This is a genomic window from Sphingobium sp. B2D3C (assembly GCF_025961835.1).
Classification (GTDB): Bacteria; Pseudomonadota; Alphaproteobacteria; order Sphingomonadales; family Sphingomonadaceae; genus Sphingobium.
The window spans coordinates 1,746,921-1,767,853 of sequence record NZ_JAOQOK010000001.1; the positions used below are offsets into that span (position 1 = coordinate 1,746,921).

General features: G+C 65.4%; 17 protein-coding genes and 1 tRNA gene. 9 read left to right on the forward strand and 9 right to left on the reverse strand.

Translation table 11 applies throughout. From position 1 onward, the window contains the following. Nucleotides 1-54 precede the first annotated feature (54 nt). Nucleotides 55-1,194 carry a glycosyltransferase gene (locus M2339_RS08135; RefSeq protein WP_264586956.1) on the reverse strand — a complete coding sequence of 380 codons (1,140 nt, stop codon included), beginning with the start codon at nt 1,192-1,194 and terminating at the stop codon, nt 55-57. Nucleotides 1,195-1,323: 129 nt separating this feature from the next. Further along, entirely contained in the window at nt 1,324-2,685 is a 1,362-nt protein-coding gene (locus M2339_RS08140; RefSeq protein ID WP_264586955.1) for an exopolysaccharide biosynthesis polyprenyl glycosylphosphotransferase, read from the reverse strand. A gap of 179 nt (nt 2,686-2,864) precedes the next feature. Here M2339_RS08140 and M2339_RS08145 point away from each other — a divergent pair, with 179 nt between their 5' ends. Then, on the forward strand, nt 2,865-3,548 hold the full coding sequence (locus M2339_RS08145) for a CDP-alcohol phosphatidyltransferase family protein (RefSeq protein ID WP_264577516.1): 684 nt from the start codon (nt 2,865-2,867) through the stop codon (nt 3,546-3,548). Nucleotides 3,549-3,575: 27 nt separating this feature from the next. On the opposite strand, the gene bioB is transcribed toward M2339_RS08145, so the two are convergent. Genes bioB through M2339_RS08160 form a run of 3 tightly spaced genes read right to left on the reverse strand, consistent with a single transcriptional unit; the run spans nt 3,576 to nt 6,748 of the window. After that, nucleotides 3,576-4,607 (reverse strand): biotin synthase BioB, encoded by a 1,032-nt coding sequence (bioB, locus tag M2339_RS08150; RefSeq protein ID WP_181559277.1) that lies wholly within the window; start codon nt 4,605-4,607, stop codon nt 3,576-3,578. Nucleotides 4,608-4,623: 16 nt separating this feature from the next. Further along, nucleotides 4,624-5,442, reverse strand: coding sequence for a heme-dependent oxidative N-demethylase family protein (locus M2339_RS08155; RefSeq protein WP_264606290.1), 819 nt, complete (start codon nt 5,440-5,442; stop codon nt 4,624-4,626). A 31-nt stretch (nt 5,443-5,473) separates the two neighbouring features. Then, nucleotides 5,474-6,748, reverse strand: a complete 1,275-nt coding sequence (locus tag M2339_RS08160) for an O-acetylhomoserine aminocarboxypropyltransferase (RefSeq protein WP_264586953.1) — start codon at nt 6,746-6,748, stop codon at nt 5,474-5,476. Between the two features lie 187 nt (nt 6,749-6,935). Between M2339_RS08160 and M2339_RS08165 the strand changes: the two genes are divergently transcribed. Further along, the gene (locus M2339_RS08165) at nt 6,936-7,367 is read left to right on the forward strand and encodes a DOPA 4,5-dioxygenase family protein (RefSeq protein WP_264586952.1); all 432 of its coding nucleotides are present in this window, start codon (nt 6,936-6,938) and stop codon (nt 7,365-7,367) included. Nucleotides 7,368-7,460: 93 nt separating this feature from the next. On the opposite strand, the gene M2339_RS08170 is transcribed toward M2339_RS08165, so the two are convergent. Both M2339_RS08170 and cpdR read right to left on the reverse strand, forming a co-directional pair. Next, nucleotides 7,461-7,535: transfer RNA gene (locus M2339_RS08170), tRNA-Val, on the reverse strand. A gap of 53 nt (nt 7,536-7,588) precedes the next feature. Then, on the reverse strand, nt 7,589-7,966 hold the full coding sequence (gene cpdR / locus M2339_RS08175; protein ID WP_264588333.1) for a cell cycle two-component system response regulator CpdR: 378 nt from the start codon (nt 7,964-7,966) through the stop codon (nt 7,589-7,591). A gap of 234 nt (nt 7,967-8,200) precedes the next feature. On the opposite strand from cpdR, the gene M2339_RS08180 reads away from it, so the two are divergent. Beyond that, on the forward strand, nt 8,201-9,010 hold the full coding sequence (locus M2339_RS08180; protein WP_264586951.1) for an N-formylglutamate amidohydrolase: 810 nt from the start codon (nt 8,201-8,203) through the stop codon (nt 9,008-9,010). 258 nt (nt 9,011-9,268) lie between these two features. On the opposite strand, the gene M2339_RS08185 is transcribed toward M2339_RS08180, so the two are convergent. After that, nucleotides 9,269-10,048: a SapC family protein gene (locus M2339_RS08185; protein WP_181559273.1), complete on the reverse strand. Its 780-nt coding sequence runs from the start codon at nt 10,046-10,048 to the stop codon at nt 9,269-9,271. An 86-nt stretch (nt 10,049-10,134) separates the two neighbouring features. Beyond that, nucleotides 10,135-11,574: an FAD-binding oxidoreductase gene (locus M2339_RS08190; protein WP_264586950.1), complete on the reverse strand. Its 1,440-nt coding sequence runs from the start codon at nt 11,572-11,574 to the stop codon at nt 10,135-10,137. Between the two features lie 173 nt (nt 11,575-11,747). Here M2339_RS08190 and M2339_RS08195 point away from each other — a divergent pair, with 173 nt between their 5' ends. The 6 genes from M2339_RS08195 to M2339_RS08220 all read left to right on the forward strand — a co-directional run bounded on the left by M2339_RS08195 (nt 11,748) and on the right by M2339_RS08220 (nt 20,912). Beyond that, on the forward strand, nt 11,748-12,266 hold the full coding sequence (locus tag M2339_RS08195) for a hypothetical protein (protein WP_264586949.1): 519 nt from the start codon (nt 11,748-11,750) through the stop codon (nt 12,264-12,266). 220 nt (nt 12,267-12,486) lie between these two features. Then, a complete protein-coding gene (locus tag M2339_RS08200; protein ID WP_264606291.1) occupies nt 12,487-14,646 on the forward strand; it encodes an autotransporter assembly complex protein TamA in 2,160 nt (719 codons plus the stop codon). Further along, nucleotides 14,646-18,908: a translocation/assembly module TamB domain-containing protein gene (locus M2339_RS08205; RefSeq protein ID WP_264586947.1), complete on the forward strand. Its 4,263-nt coding sequence runs from the start codon at nt 14,646-14,648 to the stop codon at nt 18,906-18,908. The genes M2339_RS08200 and M2339_RS08205 overlap by 1 nt, the downstream gene beginning before the upstream one ends. Next, nucleotides 18,908-19,138, forward strand: a complete 231-nt coding sequence (locus M2339_RS08210; RefSeq protein ID WP_264586946.1) for a hypothetical protein — start codon at nt 18,908-18,910, stop codon at nt 19,136-19,138. Before M2339_RS08205 ends, M2339_RS08210 begins: the two co-directional genes overlap by 1 nt. Continuing rightward, nucleotides 19,135-20,226, forward strand: coding sequence for a YihY/virulence factor BrkB family protein (locus M2339_RS08215; RefSeq protein ID WP_264586945.1), 1,092 nt, complete (start codon nt 19,135-19,137; stop codon nt 20,224-20,226). Before M2339_RS08210 ends, M2339_RS08215 begins: the two co-directional genes overlap by 4 nt. 92 nt (nt 20,227-20,318) lie before the next feature. Beyond that, a complete protein-coding gene (locus M2339_RS08220; protein ID WP_264586944.1) occupies nt 20,319-20,912 on the forward strand; it encodes a superoxide dismutase family protein in 594 nt (197 codons plus the stop codon). The last annotated feature ends 21 nt before the right edge of the window (nt 20,913-20,933 follow it).

The window sequence follows — 20,933 nt, forward strand, 5'->3', positions numbered from 1 at the left end:
TACAATGCTGGACCCCGAAAGCGAGAGGAACCGCACATCTTTGCGTGCACGGCCTCAGTCGCGGGACTTGGCGGGGGTCCATAGCGTGAAGGTCTGCCCGCGCATGGCGAGCAGCACGCCCTTCAAAGTCGCCATATAGGCCAGCAACAGGTCGAATATCGCCGCGAGCGGCCCGCGCCGCGCCATCGCGCCCAGCATCGCCAGCACCAGCCCGGCCGCGACCAGCGCGACCGCTGCAACCGGCGTGATCCGCCAGGCGAGCGCCAGCGCCGCCACAACCGCCAGCCCGATCCACAGGCCCCCGAACCATCGCACGATCTTGCGCGAGCCATATTTGAACCGGTCGAGCCGTCTCATCCGCCGCAATCCCGGCCGCAAATGCCGGTGCGTGTGCCAGCTGCGGGCGGCGATGCGTACCTTGCGGCGGTACTCGTCGGCGCGCTGCGCCACCATCGCCTCACGGGCGATCACGTCCTTTGCCTTGATGAGTCGCCGACCGGCAAAGACAACGGCCATGGAGACGGTGAGATCGTCCAGCACGCTATCGGGGAAATCGGGATACAGCGCGCGCCGGATCGAGAAGATCGATCCGTCCGCCCCCATCACATTGCCGGTGCGCGACTCGATATCCTTGAGATGCTCCTCGAGCCGCCAGTAGAGCGCGCCCACCGACGCCGAAGCGCTGCGATCCGCGCCATCATAATGCAGCGAGCCGAGCACGCCGCCGACCTGCGGATCGGCATAATATGGCAGTAGCGCATCGATAGCGTTTGCGTCGAGCAGCACGTTGGCGTCGGTAAAGACGAGAATCTCGCCCGTGGCCATGGCCGCGAGTTGCTTCATCCCGTGCGCCTTGCCGCTGCGGCCCGGACCGCGCAGCAGGGTCAGGACGTCCTGAGCCTGGCCCAGCAGGTCGCCTGTGCCATCACCGGAGCCATCGTCGAAGGCGAGGATCTGTAAACCCGGATGCCGCGCCTTAAGCGCACGCAGATTCTCGATCTTCGTGGGCAGCGATGCGGCCTCGTTATAAGCGCAGAAGAGCAGCGAGACGGTGGGCGGGGCCGCTGCACCCGCTTGCTGGACCGGCTTGGTCGGCAGCATTCGCAGAATGAGCGGATAGATCAGGAACGGCCAGACCAGCAACACCGCACATAGCACGATGACGAGGGCGAGGATCACATCGACGGGCGTCATCGCATGTGTCCCCTCCGGGCTTCCCTGTTCTCCTGCGAAAGCAGGAGCACAGGGCGCAGCAGATGAACTTTGCCGCCCTGGGCTCCTGCTTTCGCAGGAGCACAACGCCCCTCTGCAAAACGCCCATCCTCAGAATGCATTGTCATGCGCCAGCACCCGCAGCGTCGCGACAATTATCCGCAAGTCCCGCCAGATCGACCAGTTGGTCACATATTCAAGATCGGACTGGAGCCGGTTGATGAGATCCTCATGCCGGTCGGTCGGGCCGCGATGGCCACGCACCTGCGCCAGACCGGTCATGCCCGGTTTGATGCAATGTCGCGCCCAATAGCGCTCATCGACCTCCCAATAGAGGCTCTGCGCCGCCTTCGCCGCCGGGGCATGCGGGCGTGGACCGACGATGCTCATATCGCCTTTCAACACATTGAAAAGCTGCGGCAGTTCATCGATACTCGTGCGCCGCAGAAAGGCGCCGATGCGGGTCACGCGCGGATCGTCCTTTTCGGTGAGCTTGTCCGCCTTGAGGTCGCTCAGCGCCATATGCATGGTGCGGAACTTGAGGATCATGAACGGCCGCGCATCGCGCCCCAGCCGCTGCTGGCGGAAGAACACCGGCCCCGGTCCCGAGAGCTTCACCGCCAGCGCGCCGAAAATGAGGATCGGCGAGAGCGCCAGGATCGCCGGCACGCAAACCGCCAGATCGAACAGGCGCTTCAACAGCCGGTCGCGGAACAGCAAGGGGCCGCCGGCCACCACCAGCGTCGGATGATCGGCAAAGGCGCTCACTTTCGCGGGCACGAACTGGCGCATTTCCGGCACCAGGATTTCCCCCTTGGCGGAGAGGGAAGTGAGCGCGATGCGCCAGTCCGCGATCCGCTCGGCGGGGCACGCGACGACCACGCGCTCGGCGCCGCCGACACCATCGGCGAGGCGCTCGGCCATTTTGGCATCCCGCGCTGTGGGATCGAAGCCTATCGCCTGCGCATCCACCCGCCAGGCATCGCGCGGCGTTTCGATCTCGACCCCATCGACCAGCAGCACCGTGATGTGCGGCACCGTGCCGACCAGCCAGATCGCCAGCCTGTCGATCAGCGGACGCACCGCGATCAGCCCGCCACCAGACAAAGCGAGGCCGACCATGAAGGTGAGACGCGACAATTGCTCGGCGATCTTACCGAGGTAGATGATGAACAGGGTCAACATCACCGCTTGCGCCAGCGACCATACCGCCTTGGCGGCGCTCGCCCGACGATTGCCGATCATCCTTATCCCGTAGACGCCGCCATGCACGGCAATGAGCACGTAGACCGGCACGATCATCGCGGCCATCACCAAGCCATGCGGCTTGCCCGGCTCGCCGATGAGGGACCCCAGTACCAGCAGATTGGCTAAGGCAAAGGCCAGCCCGAGCACCAGCATGTCGAGCATGATGCTCAGCAGATAGAGGCGCAGGCGTGCTGCTTCCTTCGACTGCGCTGGTTTGGCTGCCATGGCCGCGCGCTATGCCCCTGCGCGGGGGCCGTCAACGAGATTGTGCGTGGGCGACGCGGTGGCATCCGTCGCAGTTCCAGCAACATATGTCCCGCGCCGGGGCAGGATTTCGGGATCATCGCTGGAATATCGTGTATGACCCTTTTATGACGGCCACCCCAGAACGCCGCGGAGAGATGATGCAGCATAGCCCCAACAGACCAGCGCCAGCCGTGAACAGGATCCAAAACAACCTGCTTGCGGCGCCGGAGAGACGTCTGCTGAACTGGCTGTGCAGCATCATGCCCCGCTGGGTCACGCCCGATATGCTCACGACGTTGGGCGTGGTGGGCGGGCTTGCCACCTTCGTCGGTTATGCCGGCAGCAGCTTTGGCGACCAATGGCTGTGGCTGGCGATGGCCGGCTATGTGATGCAGTGGTTCGGCGACTCGCTGGATGGCAGCCTCGCCCGCTATCGCCACATTGAGCGGCCATCCTACGGTTACTTCATCGACCATAGCTGCGACGGCATCGTTACCTTGCTCATTCTGGGCGGCATGGGGTTCAGCCCCTATGTCCGGGTGGACGTCGCGATGTTCGCGGTCGTCGGCTATCTGCTGCTCTCCATCCACGCCTATCTCGCGGCTCGGGTGATGGGCGAATTCAAGCTCTCCTATGGCATAGCCGGGCCGACGGAGCTGCGCTTCGTGCTGATCGGCATGACCATCGGCATGATGCTCACCGACCCCACCAAAGCGCCGGCCATCTCGCCATTCGACATGATCGTTGGCGGCGTGGGCGTGATCTTCGTGGTGCTGTTCGTCAGCCAGACGCTCGTTGCGGGCCGTCAACTGTCCCGGTCGGACAACGCCCGGCGCGGCTAAACGGCGCGGCGCCCGACGCAGCCTGCCTTATTCGGCGGCCTCTTCCAGATGACCATGCGACGCAGCCTGCATCGCCACGATGCCGAGCTTTGCGAGCAGCGCGCCATCCCTGTCGTCGCCGGCATTGGGTGTGGTGAGCAACTTGTCTCCGGTGAAGATGCTGTTGGCCCCAGCCATGAAGCAGAGCGCCTGACAGGCCTCGCTCATGCTCTCCCGCCCCGCTGAAAGGCGGACCATCGCCTGCGGCATGGCGAGCCGCGCCACCGCCACAGTGCGGACGAATTCGATCTCATCGATCTTGGCGAGCGGCGTATCGGCGAGCATGTCGCCGAGCACGGTGCCCTTCACGGGGACCAGCGCGTTGATCGGCACGCTCTCCGGATGCGGCATCGTCGCCAGCGCGTGGATGAAGCCGATGCGATCCTCTCGCGTCTCGCCCATGCCCACAATGCCGCCGCAGCAAACGTTGATCCCGGCAGAGCGCACGGCTTCCAGCGTCTCGATCCGGTCGGCAAAGCTGCGCGTCGTGATCACCTCGCCATATTTTTCCGGCGCGGTGTCGATGTTGTGATTGTAATAATCCAGCCCTGCCTCGGCGAGCATCTGCGCCTGACCGGGCGTCAGCATCCCCAGCGTCATGCAAGTTTCCATGCCCATCTCGCGCACGCCCTTTACCATCTCGATGAGGGCGGGCATGTCGCGGTCCTTGGGGTTGCGCCAGGCTGCCCCCATGCAGAAGCGGCCCGAGCCGGCATCCTTGGCCTGCGCGGCGGATTGCAGCACGGCGCGCACGTCCATCAGCTTGGTGGCCTTGAGGCCCGTCTCTGCATGGACGGACTGGTTGCAATAGCCGCAATCCTCAGGGCAGCCGCCGGTCTTGATCGAGAGCAGCGTCGAGAGCTGCACCTCGTTGCGCGGATGATTGGCCCGATGCACGCCCTGCGCCTCATAGAGCAGATCCATGAACGGCAGATCGAACAGCGCGGCGATTTCCTCGCGCGTCCAGTCGGTGCGGGGGGCGGTGGTCACCGGCGCGGCTGCGGATGAAAGCTGTGTCATAGCCTGCCCCTCTGCCTTAGGCCGAGCCGCTTGAAAAGCCACTCTTGCCATTGGCGGCATCCGCATAGCGCCTGAGCGGCTCGGCATAGCGCCCGACCAGCCGCCGCGCCTGTTCATCGGCCGGCATCGCAGCAAGCGCCGCGCTGAGCCGCGCAGGCCATTCTCCCGGCAGATCGCACAGCCGCTTGCGGGCGATGCCAATGGTGAAGAGGATGGCACCGCTCTCCGGCAGGCGCCTCAGCGTTTGCCGTTCGCAGCGGACGATCAGCCGCTGCCCGGCATTGTCCGGCGTGACATGCGCAAACGCGGCGGCCTCGTCCACGGTCGGGAGATAGCGCCACTCCATAGAAGGCACGATGAACCAGTTGGCCCGCGCGAATATCGGCCCCGCTTTCAAGCTTGCCATGAAGTGATCGACACCGGGCGCCAATTGCTCGGCATAGCCATGGATGGGCGCATGGATCTGCGCCATCGGTCGGCCGATCTTGTCCGCAAGGCGCCAGTCGGTCGGGAAGCCCACCGCAGCGGCGGTAAGGTGCCACGGGTCACCCGGCTCCGCCTGCTGCATGATGCACAGATCTTCCCAGCAGCCGCGCGCGATATCGCCCAGCTCTCCTGAAATGCCGATCATCGCGCCGACCTCGCGGACGGCGCCCTCGGCACCGGGCAGCAGCTGAACCGCATCCGGGTGCGCGTCGAATACCGCCGAGCGGGCGGCGCGGTCGAAGTCCGGCCAGAGCCAGTCCTCCTCCGGCACGCGGCGCAGGCCCATGGTCATCGCCCGGCCCATCCGCGCGGCGCCCATCAGATCGGGCACGGAGAAGCCGAGCGTCATGCCGCCCCGCCTCCGTGCCCTCCTGTCATCCTCAGAGCGCGTCCAGCGCCTGCGCCATGTCCGCGATAATGTCGTCGATATGCTCGATGCCAACCGACACGCGCACCACGTCCGGCCCGGCGCCAGCTGCGACCAGTTCCGCCTCGGACAGCTGGCTGTGGGTGGTCGAAGCAGGGTGGATGATCAGCGAACGGGTATCGCCGATGTTGGCAAGGTGGCTGAACAGCTTGACGCCGGAGACGAGCTTGATGCCAGCCTCGCGCCCACCCTTCACGCCGAAGGTGAACACGGCGCCGCCCTTGCCGCCCAGATAACGCTGCGCGAGCGCATGATAGGGATCGTCCGGCAGACCGGCATAGCGCACCCACTCCACCTTGGGATGCTTCTGAAGCCACTGCGCCAGTGCCAGCGCATTGTCGCAATGCCGCTCCATGCGCAGCGAGAGTGTCTCCATGCCGGTGAGCGCGAGAAACGCGTTCATCGGCGCCAGGGCCGGCCCCAGATCGCGCAGGCCCAGCACCCGGCAGGCAATGATGAAGGCAATCGGCCCCACCGCATCGCTCAGCACAGCGCCGTGATAGGAGTCGTTGGGCTGGGTCAGGGCCGGGAACTTGCCGGACTTCACCCAATCGAACCTGCCGGCGTCCACGATCACGCCGCCGATGGAATTGCCATGGCCGTTGAGGAACTTGGTGACCGAATGCACCACGATGTCTGCGCCATGCTCGATCGGGCGGCACAGCACTGGCGTCGCCAGCGTGTTGTCCACGATCAGCGGAATGCCGGCGGCATGCGCGATCTTCGCGATCGCCTCGATATCCTGCACCACGCCGCCGGGATTGGCGAGGCTCTCGATGAACACGGTGCGCGTGCGGTCCGTGATCGCCGCGGCGATATTGGCCGGATCGTCCGCATCCACGAAGGTCGAGCCCCAGCTCATCTTCTTGAAGCTGTGGCCGATCTGGTTGAGCGAGCCGCCATAGAGTTTCTTGGCCGCGACGATGTGATCGCCGGCTTCGAGCAGCGTGTGGAACGCCAGGAACTGCGCGGCATGACCCGAGGCCACGGCCAGCGCGGCAGCACCGCCCTCAAGCGCGGCAATCTTGCCTTCCAGCACACCGTTGGTGGGGTTCATGATTCGCGTGTAGATGTTGCCGAACTCCTGCAGCGCGAACAGGCGCGCGGCGTGATCAGCATCGTCGAACACATAGGATGCGGTCTGGTAGATCGGCGTGATCCGCGCCTTGGTGGTCGGGTCGGGCTCGGTTCCGGCATGGACAGCGAGGGTATCGATCTTCTGGCTCACGGGGCTGCTCTCCTTTGTTTTGCGCGAAGCGTGACCGACAGCGGCATGGACCGCCATACAGAAAGGCTCCTTAGCGCCTCACCGGCGTAAAGCCTACCGCCAGCGCGTGCCCACAGACCGATGATCCTCCACCTGCTTGCAGAGATCGCTCCCGATCGCCAACTAGGCACCACAGACAGGACACGCCATGCACATTCAGGACTCCACGCCCCGCCCCCGCCAGATCGCCGAGATCGGCAGCTATCATGCGCATATTTATTATGATGCCGCGACGCGCCCGGTGGCGGAGCGCCTGCGCGCGGGCGTGTCGGATCGATTTTCCGTTCGGCTGGGGCGCTGGCACGATCAGCTGGTCGGGCCGCACACGCAATCCATGTTTCAGATCGCCTTTGCTTGCAGCCTGTTCGACACGCTGGTGCCGTGGCTGATGCTCAACCATGGTGGACTGAGCATTCTCATCCACCCCAATACGCTGAACCAGCGGCGCGATCATCTGGAGGACGCGCTGTGGATCGGCGCCCCGCAGGCGATCCTTGGCGACCGCCTGCCAACCGAGGGCGCAGAGCCGAATGATGTCGGTGAGATCAATTCCGCGCCCGTCGCCGGAGTCACCATCTAGCGAGGCAGCATCCCCTCGCCGCAGCGCCTCTCGGAGCGGCGCGACAGACATAGAAAAACCCCGCCAAGTCGTTGAACCTGGCGGGGTTTTCCATGGTGGGCGTGGCAAGGATTGAACTTGCGACCCCTGCGATGTCAACACAGTGCTCTACCACTGAGCTACACGCCCACTTGAGAGGAGAGGCCCTTACGCAACGCGCGAGGGCGGCGCAAGCGCAAATATCAGAGAAGGTTCTCCGCGCTGGTGCGATTGAACATTCGGTCGACCTCCATCACCAGATCGCGCAAGTGGAACGGCTTGGAGAGAACCTTGGCTTCCGGCGCGACGCGCCCCGCGCGCAGGGTCACCGCCGCAAAGCCGGTGATGAACATCACACGCGTATGCGGCGAGACGGACGCGACATGCTGGGCCAACTCAATGCCGTCCATTTCCGGCATCACGATATCGGTCAGCAGCAGATCGAAATGCTCGGCCTCGATGATCGGCACCGCCGCCGTGCCCCGGTCCACCGCCACGACCTCATAGCCGGAGCGTTCGAGCGCACGAATGAGATACTGCCGCATCGAGTCATCGTCTTCCGCCAACAAAATGCGAAACATGCGCGTGCCGAAGCCTCCGGGATACTCGTCGATCACACCGCCATAAAGCCTGATAGGCCTTGGCGTCACCCCTTGCTTTATGCGAAAAGCGATTAAGAATTTCCATCAGTTGCGGCCAATTGCGGAAAATTTCGCAGCCGCAAGCCGCCCCGTGGAGGACCCTTGCGACCCAAGCCTGCCCGGAGTCATGACGCGTTTCATCACTACGGCGTAGCCGGTGATTGCGGTCCTCTGGTGTTCGCCGTCCCTCATGCCGGGCGGGACTATTCCCCCGCCCTGCTCGCGCGGGCCCGCGTCTCGCAAAAGGCGTTGCAAGGGCTGGAGGACCGCTATGCCGATCTGCTGGTGGAAAGGCTCATCGAGCAAGGCCACCATGTGCTGATCGCGCGCCAGCCCCGCGCCCTGATCGATCTCAATCGCGACGAGCGGGAAGTCGATCTGCGTGGCATCCAGGGGGCGCCATGGAGCTTTCGTGGCCAAAGCAGCGCAAAATTGCGCGGTGGTCTGGGGCTGATCCCCGAGCGGCTGGCGGCGACGGGCGGTCTCTGGCGCGATCCCTTGCCCTACGCCGCCCTATGCCAGCATATCGAGCAGGTGCATCGCCCCTACCACGCCGCGCTGGCGGCTGCGCTTGACGTGACGCGCCGGCGCTATGGCATCGCGTTGCTGCTCGACATTCATTCCATGCCGCCGCTCAAGGCAACCACAACCGACATGCCGACTCCGCGCGTGGTGATCGGCGACCGATTCGGGCGGAGCGCAACGGATCGGCTGACCGACCTGTGTGCGGACGTCATTCGCCGGCACCGGCTGCCGGTGGCGATCAACGCGCCCTATGCCGGTAACCACATTCTCGAGCGACATGGCCGGCCCGAGCGGGACGTTCACGCCATTCAGATCGAATTCGATCGCTCGCTCTATCTGGATGCGACAATGGCCGAACCCGGCCCTGGCCTTGCCGATGTGCAGGCCCTTCTCGTGACATTGGCCGAGCATCTCTCGCGCGAGCTGATTGACTTTGCCCGGCCGCTGGCGGCCGAATAGCGCAGACCGAGCCATCTCCGTTTAACCATAAAAAACCACCCCGTGCGATGCACAGGGTGGCCCAGGTTCAGGGAGGAGACGTCCCGAAAGGGCGGGACGCCCACGCAACGGCTCGAAAGGGGGAACAAGCCATTACGTATTCCGAAGTTAAGGCACGGCCCGAGCCTTTTCAAGCCCGGGCCGCAAGAGGTAGATGATTTTTTCAACTTATCGCCTCGCCCCGCCGAAAAAATCGAGCGGCTGAGCGAGGGGCGCGATTTAGCTGATCTGGTAAGCCGGCACCGGGCCGAGGCCGAGGGCGCGCTGAGCGAAGAACAGCTCACGCATGCCCTGCAGCGAGAACAGATGCGCATGGATGAGCGGAAGCGCACCGCTCTGGTTGAACTTGCGTAGCTGATCGCCGCGCAGCTCGCGCAGCTTTTCCTCGTTAACCATCTGGAAGCCGCGATAAACGAAGGGCTGCTCCTGATCGGGAATCTGGATGCTCAGCTCGCCGTCCATCAGAAGCTCCTGCTCCTGCAGTTCCTTGACGAACTGGCCGGTGCGCATCGCAGCTTCCTCGAACTGCTGGCAGAAGGCGAGCAGTTCCTTGGTCAGCTCGCTGGCCTCGCCATTTTCGATGAGCGGACGACCGTCCTCATACTCGCCGACGATCTCGCTGGTCGGGTCGAAGCACAGCGACAGCTCGTCGGAATCCGGACGCAGGCGCACCAGCATCCAGGGGTAGCGACGGATATAGGCGGGAACATAGCCGTCCTCGCGGCGCAGCTTGCCCTCGCTGTCGACCAGCGTGTTGACGCCCTCGTTGAGGCCCATCAGCGCCAGCGGCACGGGATTGGGGCCGCTGGAGAACACGATCGGCAGGAAACGCTGGGCCTGCGCGAACTCGTCGAGCGTCAGCGGGACCGCGTGGACGCCCACGATATGCGGCGCGGTGTCATAGTTGCGCAGCGTATACTTGCCGTGCTGCTCTACATTGAGCGGCACCAGATCGTTGTAAAGCAGAGGCAAATTCTGGGCTTGTGGCGCGCTGGCCATGACATCGGTCTCCTGAAGCGGACATGGATCAGCCCGTTCCCGATGGGCCGGCTGAATGACGCCCGGCCATAAAGGGCCGCTCGGGCCTAGGCAAGGGGCACAAGCTTGCCGGGATTGAATAGGCCCTGTGGATCGAACGCCCGCTTGATCGCCCGCACCGCATTCAGCTGGGCGGGTGGCGTAAGACGTGCAAACTCCGCGATCTTCATCTGGCCGATCCCGTGCTCGGCCGAGATCGATCCGTGCATCGCCACGACGATGTCGTTGACGAAGCGTGTCGCCTCTTCCCCGTGCGTGCCGAGCCAGTCTGCCCCCTGCCCCGGGCCAGTGCCGGCCGGCGCGCGGACATGGAAGTGCACATTGCCATCGCCAAGGTGCCCGAAGGACGAAGCCGTCGCCCCCGGGAACCGCGCCTCGCACGCCGCTGCCGCCTCGATCATGAAGCGGGGCATGTCCGCAATCGGCACACTCACATCGAACTGCAGCGCGGGGCCTTGCGCCCGCTCCGCCTCCGATCCGCTTTCCCGCAGCTTCCAGAATGCCTCAGTCTGCGCCTCGCTGGCGGCGATGGCCGCATCGACGACCAGACCTTGTTCGAAGGCCTCGGCCAGAGTGGCCTCCAGCCGGGCAGCCGCGCTCTCTTCCTCGTCGGCCGCGTCCAGATCCACCTCGATCAGCGCATTCCACGGCGTGCGGGTCTCGATTGGCGCGCGCGTATCGGGGATCACATCGAGCACATGGCCGAGCGTGTCGCGCGCCATCACCTCGAATCCCTCGACGACGGACCCGAGGCGCCGTTCGAGAAATCGCAACAGCGCCAGCGCCTGCGCGGGGTCTTCCACGCCGGCCCAAGCCACGGCCCGATCGGCAATCGCGGGCACTAGACGAAGGCTCGCGGCGGTCACGATCCCCAGCGTTCCTTCCGCCCCGATGAGCAGCTGCTTGAGATCGTAACCGCGATTGTCCTTCTTGAGCGCGGCAATCCCATCGTGGATCGAGCCATCCGGCAGCACCGCCTCGATGCCCTCCACCAGTGCGCGCATCGTCCCGTGCCGCAGCACCTGCGTCCCGCCGGCATTGGTGGAGACGAGCCCGCCGACCGTTGCCGATCCCTTGGCGCCCAGGCTCAGCGGAAACCGCCGGCCGACCGCCGCTGCCGCCTCATGCAGCGTCGAGAGAATGACACCTGCCTCGCACACGGCGAGATTGGCGGCAGGATCGATCGCGCGAATCCGGTTCATCGCGCGGAGTGAGAGGATGAGGGCGCTGCCATCGGCCGGGGGTGTGGCGCCGCCGACCATGGAGGTATTCCCGCCCTGCGGCACCAAGGGGACGCCATGATCGTGCGCGCAGCGGACCATCGCGGCCACCTCCTGCGTGGATCGCGGCGTCAAAATGGCCGCCGTCTCGCCATGATATTTGCCACGCCAGTCACCCAGCCAAGGCACGATCAGATCGCGATCCTCTATCAGGCCACGGGGGCCGGCAATCGCACGAAAGGCGTCCAGAACTGTCTCGGAGATCATGCCCGCCTATATGCCCTCTGCGCCGCCGCATGACCACCATCTGCGCGCAAAAATGCTTGCGAAGCGCGCGCCTTCGTTGTTGATCATACAATTAATCGGCTGTTCAAGCGGTAAGGGTTAGGGCATTTTCCTCCCCTGGGGTCAGTTCATTGCCAGCATCGTCGCCAACTATTTTGCTGCCGCTCCTGCTTTTGGGCGCATCGCAGGCCGTAGAGGCCGAGCAGCGCGTGGCGGGCCCGGAGATGAGCCGCATGGCGCGCATGGAGCAGGTCCAGCTCGCCCAGCTCTCCATCGAACAGCGAGTGATCATCCGCATCCCGACCATGCCGGCGCAACCCCGGACAGCCGCACCGGCGCCGCCGGTCATCCAGTGGAAGGAAGGTCGCGGTCCGCGTTGCCTGCCGCTCAACCTGATCCGCGCGGCGGTGGTGACGCATGCCGATGGCGTGACGATGGTGGTGAGCAACACCGAGCGCTACCGCGCCCATCTGGGGCGGGCCTGCCGGGCGGCGGACTTCTATTCCGGCTTCTACATCTCGCCCGACAAGGATGGGGTGCTGTGCGCCGGGCGGGACATGCTGCATGCTCGCAATGGCTCCGCCTGCGAGATCGAGCGCTTCTCGCGCCTCACGCCCCAGGTCGTGCGCGCCGATCCTGATGACGACCAAAGACGCGCGCGATCTGACCGATAACTGCCGATAAGCGGGCGGAATTCCGCTTCCCGCGTTCGAGGCCAGAAACCATATCGCCACCGCCGCATTATCATGACGGGGAGCCTCAAGGCTCGCGGACGTCGCGTCAATCGCGACAGGGGAGCCGTCGTTGCGACTAAGATTACCGAAGGCAGGCTTGAAGCCAAGCACGCAGAACTTTGGAAAAGCCTGGCGTGGAAGCTTGCTGGCGAGTGCCGGGATGCTGTGTCTGCTCGCCTATCCCGCACAGGCCCAGACCCCAGCGACCGAGCAGACGCAGCCGATGCGGAGTTCAGACGGGGCTCCTGTTGAGCCGATCATTTCTGACGAAGAGTTCGACGCTAGCATTCCGCCGATCGATGAAAGCGCCCCGCTCGGCAGCGTCCAGGCATGGGAAGCCGAGGCAGACCGGCGCGCGGCCAGCACTGGCCGCGATGCCAGCGTGAGCGCCGAGCCGACCCCCGCCGAACAATCGGCGGCGGATGAGGGCCTGCCCGCTCCGCCGGAACTGGATGAGGAGCTCGACCGGCCTCTCACCCCGCTCAACGCCTTCGACGTCGAAACCTTCGACGAGAGCCAGTATACCGAGGCTGACGAGGGCCCCGCCCCTTCGCTGCGCTACAGCTACAAGATCGAGGGTCTCTCCGCGCTGGACGGTGCCGGCCCGGTGCTGCCCGTGGATGGCGGGGACATTGTCAGCCAGTTCAAGTCGCTCTCCGCCCTCGAAGATGGCGATGGCAAGGCCGACAATGGCGCCATGATCAATGCCCGGCTGGAGGAAGACCAGAAATTGCTGGTCGATATCCTGTCCTCGCAGGGCTTTTTCGATGCCACGGTGCGGGGTTCGCTGGAGCTTCCCGAGCAGGACAGCAAGGGGCCGATCACGGTCATCCTGCAGGCCACGCCAGGCCCGCGCTATCATCTGGGCGAGATCCGGTTCGATGCGCCGCCGGTGCAGCCCGAGGATCTCATCACCCGCGCCTTCCGGCCCCGCACTGGCGACCCCATCGTCGCCGAACGCATTCTCAGCGCCGAAGCCAATATCGCCGTGACCTTGCCCGAGAACGGCTATCCGTTCGTGAATGTCGGCCAGCGCGATATCGTGCTCGATCCGGAAACGGAGGCCGGCGACTACACGCTGCCGATCACCCCCGGCCCCCGCAGCAGCTTCGGCGACATCGTCGTCGAGGGCGAGAAGCCGGTGTTCGAGCCGGACCATATCCAGAAGATCGCCCGCTTCCGCAAAGGGGAACTGTATGACAGCCGCAAGATCGATGATCTGCGTCAGGCGCTGATCGCCACCGGGCTGCTCTCCGTGGGATCCGTGACGCCCCGCCCGAGCGGCGAGCCCGCGGGCGACGGCACGGACTATGCGACCCTCGTCGTCAATCAGGAGGCCGGCCCCGCCCGCACCCTCGCCGCCCAAGCCGGCTATGGCACGGGCCAGGGCGTCAAGGTCGAGGGGAGCTGGACGCACCGGAACATGTTCCCACCCGAGGGCGCGCTCATTGTTCAGGGTACGGCCGGCACATTGGAGCAAGGCCTCGGCGTCTCCTTCCGTCGCTCGAATGCCGGCAAGCGGGACCGCAGCGTGGAACTGGGTATCGATGCCCGGCACAGCAATTTCGACGCGTTCGAGGCGTTCACGGGCCGTCTTTATGGCCGCATCGCCTACGAAAGCACGCCCATCTGGCAGAAGCGGCTGACCTACAATTTCGGCTTCGAGCTGCTCGGCTCCAACGAGCAGGACTATAATTTCGACGCCGGTGAGCTGCGCCGGCGGACCTATTATGTCGCGGCGCTGCCGGGTCAGGTGACGTTCGACACATCCAACTCCCTGCTCGACCCGACCCGTGGCTTCCGGATCTCCGCCTGGCTCTCGCCGGAAGCATCGCTCGGCAGCGGCGCACAAACCTACGCCCGCGCGATGCTGGAAGGCACGGGCTACTACCCCATCTCGGACGGCTTCGTGCTGGCGGGCCGCGCGCGCGTCGGTATGATCGGCGGCGCGGCGCGTGAGCAGATCGCACCCTCGCGGCGCTTCTACGGCGGTGGCGGCGGATCGGTGCGCGGCTTTGGCTATCAGGAACTCGGCCCCAAGGATCCCGATGCCCGGCCCATTGGCGGCCGCAGCCTCGTCGAGGCCGCGGCGGAAGTGCGCTATCGCTTCGGCGATTATGGCATTGTCGGCTTCATCGATGGCGGGCAGGTCTATACCAGCCAGGTGCCACGCTTTGACGATTGGCGCTTCGGCGTCGGCATAGGCGGGCGCTTCTACACCAATTTCGGCCCGATGCGGCTCGATGTCGCCACACCGATCAACCGCCAGCCGGGAGAATCCCGTATCTCCGTCTATGTCTCCATCGGGCAGGCTTTCTGATGGCTGATCCGACCCCACCCCCCGCGCCGATCGCCTCGGATATGCCGGAAGAGACGACTGCCGAAACCGTGATCGTCCGCCGCCGGAATTGGCCGCGCCGCGTGCTGATCGGCCTTGGGGCGCTGCTCGCCTTGCTGCTGGCCGTCATCATTGGCGGCTATGCCTGGCTGAACAGTGACAGTGGGCGGGGGTTCGTCACCCGGCAGATCACCGGACTCAAGTTCGAGAATGGCATGTCGATCGGCATTGGGCGGATCGACGGCTCGATCTTCGGCGCCATGCGCCTGCGCAATGTAGAGGTGCGGGACACAAAGGGCGTGTTCCTGAGCGCGCCGCTCATCGAGATGGACTGGCGGCCGCTCGCCTATGCGCGCAGCCATGTCGACATCCGCTCCCTGTTGATCCCGGCCGCCCGGCTGCATCGCTCGCCGGAATTCAAGCCGACGCCATCCAGCGATGGGCCGCTGCTGCCCGATCTCGACATTGACGTGAACCGGCTCGACATTGGCCGCCTGCAGATCGACACCCCGGTGACCGGCCGCAAGCACCTGCTCGGCCTCGCCGGTACGGTCCACATTGCGGACCGCCGCGCGCGGATCAAGGCGGACGGGCGCGCCATTGTGGCGCCGGGCGTTGCGGGTGGTGACAGGCTGGCGCTGCTGCTCGACGCGGTACCGGAATCCAACCGCCTGGCGGTCGATCTGCGCGTGACCGCCCCGGCGCAGGGCTTGCTGGCAAGCTACACCGGCATCGCCCAGCCGACAGCCATCGCGCTGGCCGGCAAGGGGGACTGGCAGAGCTGGACCGGCAAGCTGACGGGCCGGATGGGCAGCGAAAGCCTTGCCAATGTCGCGATCACGGGCCGCGACGGCACCTTCACGGTGCGTGGCCCCTTGCGGCCCGGGCTTTTCCTCACCGGCCCGGCTCGCGCCATGCTCGAGCCGGTGACGCAAATCGACATGACCGCTGCCCTCGCAGACCGCCGCGCCCAGATTCGTGGCGGCCTGGCCAGCGACAACTTCACCTTCGGCGCCCAAGGCCTCATCGATCTGGGTGCCAGCCGCATGGAGAATCTCGATCTCGCCTTCCGGCTCACCAAGCCCAGCGTGATCGCGGAGAATCTGCGCGGCGCGGATATCGCGATGAACGCCACGCTCAACGGCGCCTTCGTCGCGCCGACGATCCGCTATGGCGTGAACGCCCGCCAGATTGGCTTTGGCGCCACGCTGATCGAAGGCCTCGCCGTCTCGGGCAGCGCGACGCTGGACAAGGACCGCTGGATGATCCCCGTCGAGGGACGCGCCCGGCGGATCAGCGGCGTCAATGCCAGCATCGAGCCACTGCTCACCAATGTCAGCCTGGACGGCGACCTGGCTTATGCCAATGGCCGCATCCTCTCGGATAATATGCGGCTGCGGTCCGACCGGATCGACGCCACCGCCGTGATCGTGGCCGACCTCAACACCGCGCTCTACACAGGCGCCCTGAATGGCCGGGTGAATGGCTATCAGGTCGAGAGCGTGGGCATCTTCAACCTCCAAACCGACATGGACCTCAAAACCGGCCAGAACGGTTCTTTCCGCCTCGGCGGCCGCGTCACCGCGCGCTCGACACGCCTGCTGAACGACGGGCTGCAAAGCTTCCTTGGCGGCAACGCGTTGATCGTCGCGGATGTCGGTTATGACAGCAATGGCGTGGCCAGAGTCGAGCGGCTGAACGTCTCGGCGCCACAATTCCGCATGACCGGCGCGCGCGGTCACTACGGCGCGGACGGCAGCGTGCGCTTCTCCGGGCGCGGAAGCTCGGATCAATATGGCCCGCTGGGCGTCGAGGTGACCGGCACGGTCAATCGCCCGCTGGTCCGGCTGGCAGCCGAGCGGCCGGGCCTTGGCATTGGCCTCGCCAATCTGACGGCGACCGTGCGGGGCGACAACGGCACCTATCTGGTGCAGGGCGAAGGCGCCTCCGACTACGGACCGCTGGACCTCAATCTGGCTGTAATGACTGCGCGCGGGCCTTTGACCGTCGATGTGCGCCAAGGCACGAGCTTCGGCGGCGTCGGCCTCTCCGGGCGCATCTCGCAAAGCCGCGCCGGCCCGTTCGAGGGTACATTGCTGGCCGATGGGTCCGGCATCAATGGGCGGGTTGCGCTTTCCGCGCAGGGCCCCGTGCAGCGCGCGCTGGTAGATGCCACCGCGCGCAACGCCAGCCTGCCCGGCAAGGCCGGCCTCACTGTGGAGCAGGCGCTCATCAAGGCGGACATTCTGTTGACCGAGCAGCCGCAGGTCGTTGCCGATGCGCAGCTTGCCGGCACGCGGATGGGCGATCTCACCATCGCGGTCGCGCGCGGCACGCTGAACTATCGCGACGGGGGCGGTCAGGCGAAGCTGCTGGTCGAGGGGCGCACGCGCTATCCGTTCCGCCTGGCTGCCAACGCCCGCATGGCGCGGGACCTGTGGCAGCTCGCGCTGGACGGTCGCTTCAACGGCGTCGACGTCAAGACAAGCTCGCCGATGCGCATCGTGCCATCGAACGGACGCTATACGCTCGCCCCGACGCGGCTCACGGTCGGCGGAGGCACCTTGCACCTTGCCGGCCATTATGGTGGCGGCATTGCCGTGCAGGCCAGGATGCAGGAACTCAACCTCGCCATCGCCAATCCCTTCGTGCCCGGCCTTGGCCTCGGCGGAAAGGCCACCGGCAGTCTCGACTTCACCCAGGCCAGCGAGACGGCCTTCCCCGCCGCCGACGCCCGCCTGACGATCGACGATTTCACCCGCACCAGCCTCGCGGCCGTCTCCGAACCGGTCGATATCCAGTTCGCCGGCCGGCTGATCCCGCAAGGTGGCGAGGCGAATGCGCTCATCCGCCGGCGCGGCGCCGCGATCGGCCGGATGAAGGTCAGCCTCCAGCCGCTCGGGCCGGGCGCGGGTAGCTGGTCGACCCGCCTGCTCGCCGCGCCTCTGTCCGGCGGCTTGCGCTACAACGGGCCGGCCGACGTGCTGTTCTCACTAGCTGCGCTGCCGGACCAGAGTCTCAAGGGGCCAGTCGGGGTCGCCGCTGATTTCAGCGGACGGGTCCGGTCGCCGCAACTCACGGGGGTCGTGCGTGCGAGCAACCTCACCTATGAGAACACCAGCTACGGCACCCGCCTCACCAACATGGCCGTGCGCGGGCGCTTCACCAACGACCGGCTGGAGGTCGAGAGCCTCACCGCCAATGCCGGCAATGGCACGGTCAGCGCCAGCGGATCGGTCTCCCTCAATTCCGATCAGGGCTTCCCGATCCAGCTCGGCATCGACATGAACAATGCGCAGCTGGCGCGCAGCGATGGCCTGCAGGCGCGGGCGACCGGCCAGATCCAGGTGGTCAACGGCCCCAACCAGCCGCCGACGATCACGGGGCGCCTCACCCTGCCCGAGACGCGCTATCGCATCGTCTTCCAGGGCAGCGCGGAAGTCCCGACGCTGACCGGCGTGCGGCGCAAGCCGACGCTCAAGCGCGAGCGCATCTCCGGCGCGCCCGAGCCGATGAAGACCATACCTTCTGACTGGCGGCTGGACCTGCGCGTGCAGGCGGATAACCAGATCTATGTGAGCGGCATGGGCCTCGAGTCCGAATGGGCGGCGGATTTGCGCGTCGCCGGCACCAGCGCAGCGCCGCAGATCACCGGCGGCGTCAACCTCGTGCGCGGCACGCTGGGCTTTGCCGGGCGCTCGTTCGAGCTTCAGCAGGGCCGGATCACCTTCAGCGGACCCGAGATGACCAACCCGCAGCTGCGCATCGTCGCGAGCGGCGAGGTCGAGGACGTGACGATCACCATCACGATCACCGGCAATGCTCAGGATCCGCAGATCGCGTTCACCTCCACGCCCAGCCTGCCGCAGGACGAACTGATGGCGCGCATCCTGTTCGGCAATTCGGTGGGCGAGCTGAGCGCCATCCAGGCCGTGCAGCTGGCCGCCTCGCTCAACTCGCTGCGTGGCGGCTCGGGCGGCCTCAATCCGCTCGGCGTGCTGCAATCGGCCGGCGGCATTGACCGGCTGCGTCTGCTGGGTGCCGATGAGGAGACCGGCCGGGGCACTTCGCTCGCCGTGGGGCAGTACATCAGCAATGATGTCTATGTGGAGATCATCACCGATGCGCGCGGCCATACCGCAACGCAGCTGGAAATCAGCCTCTCGAAAGCGCTCTCAGTGTTGAGTTCGGTCAGCAACTTCGGCGGGTCCGGCGTGAACCTGCGCTACCGGAAGGATTATTGATGCGCGCGGTAACGATCCTGTCGATGCTGGCAGCGCTCGGGCTGGCGGGGTGCAGCAACGAGCCGAGCTTCGATGAGCGCTACGCTACCGAATCCAACCGGATCGAGGGCATGGCGGCCAATATGCAGGCGCAGCTCGACGAGCAACTCAATGCCTCTGCCGCGGCCGGCCGCCTCGCCCTCCCCATCGATGAAAATGATGTGGCCTACAACGCCACGGCCCAACCATGACCAGCCAGACCGACACCGACCAAGATAAGGAGGACCGCTCGATCTCTGCCCAGGAACTCGAAGTGCTTGCCGAAGAAATCCCCGGCGCGAAGGGCGATTCGCCGCTCTCTCTGCCACCCAAAGCGTGGTGGGCGATCTTCAAGCGCATCTACGTGATGATTGGCTTCCATAATCTCAGCCTGCTCGCCGCCGGGGTCGCTTTCTTCTCCTTCCTGGCTTTCGTGCCGCTGATCGCCTCGATCGTTCTGCTGTACGGCCTCATTGGCGATCCGCAGATCGTCGCGAGCAATGTCAATCTGCTGCGCGGCTTCGTGCCACCGGAGGTGCTCACCATCCTGGAAGAGCAGCTTCTCGCTATCGTGACGACCAGCAAGGCAGCGCAGGGCTTCGGTCTGGTGCTGGCCCTCGCCTTTTCGATCTATGGTGCCATGCGCTCGGCGACGGCGATGATCGCGGCCCTGAACATCATCTATGAAGAGCATGAGACGCGCAATTTCTTCCGCACCACCGGCGTGGCCGCCGGCATCACCGTCGGCATGGTCGCGGTGGGCGTGATCGGCACCTTGGCGATCTCGCTGTTCACTTATGCCGGGCGCGTGCTCTCCGATTACATCGGCAGCGGCTCGGCGTTGATCATCCAGTTGGCGACCTGGATTTTCGCGGGCGTGCTCATCAGCCTCACCTTCGCCGTGTTCTATCGCTATGCGCCGGACCGCAGAGCCGCGAAATGGCGCTGGCTCTCGGTGGGGTCGGTGCTCTCCACCCTGCTGTGGGTAGGAATCACGCTGGGCTTCGGCTTCTACGTCGCCAATCTGACCAATTATAACGCGACCTATGGCTCCCTTGCCGCCGTCGTCATCTTCCTCATGTGGCTGTTCCTCTCGGCTTATGCAGTGTTGATCGGCGCAGAGGTCAACAGCGAGATGGAGCGACAGACAATGGTCGATTCCACCATCGGGCCGGATCGCCCGATCGGCCATCGCGGCGCGGTGATGGCAGATAATCTGGCGGTGAATGATGCCAGCCGCATATTGCTCGAAAAGAAGCGCCGGCGCGACGCCGATCGGGCCGCCAACAAGGCGCATTGAGCGAGGTTGCCGGGGACGCTGCCAATCTTTTCGGGAACGATCCGCTTCCCTCTCGTGTTCGCTCTATATCCGTAAGCAATGGGAGTAATGCCGTGACTGCAAGGATTTACGCCGTGGCCGCAATCGCCACGCTGGGTTTGGCAGCCTGTAGCAGCCCCGATCACACGCAGAACAACGCCGTGCCTGCCAATAATGTTGCCGACAATGCCATGATGGGCAGTGCCACGGGCAACATGGCGGCCGGCGAAAGCGCCACCGCGACCCTGCAGACGGCGCAGGGCGCGCCGGCCGGCACCGCGACCATCCGCGCCATGGATGGCGGCTTGCAGATCATGCTCGCCCTGCAGGGCCTCCCCTCGGGGAGCAAGGGCGTCCATGTGCATATGACCGGCAAGTGCGATGCGCCCGACTTCACCACGGCGGGTGGCCACTGGAATCCTGCCAGCACCAAACATGGTCTTGAGAACCCGCAGGGTCAGCATGCCGGCGACATGCCGAACATCGACATTGGCGAGGATGGCCGGGGTACGCTCGAATACACGCTCAAGGGCGCCACGATGGCCGGCTTGATGGATACCGATGGCTCGGCCATCGTCGTGCATGAAGGCACGGACGACCAGCGCACCGATCCGTCTGGCGATAGCGGCGGGCGCATTGCCTGCGGCGTCTTCCAAGCGGGCGCCTGACCGCGGGCTTTGGCTGAATTT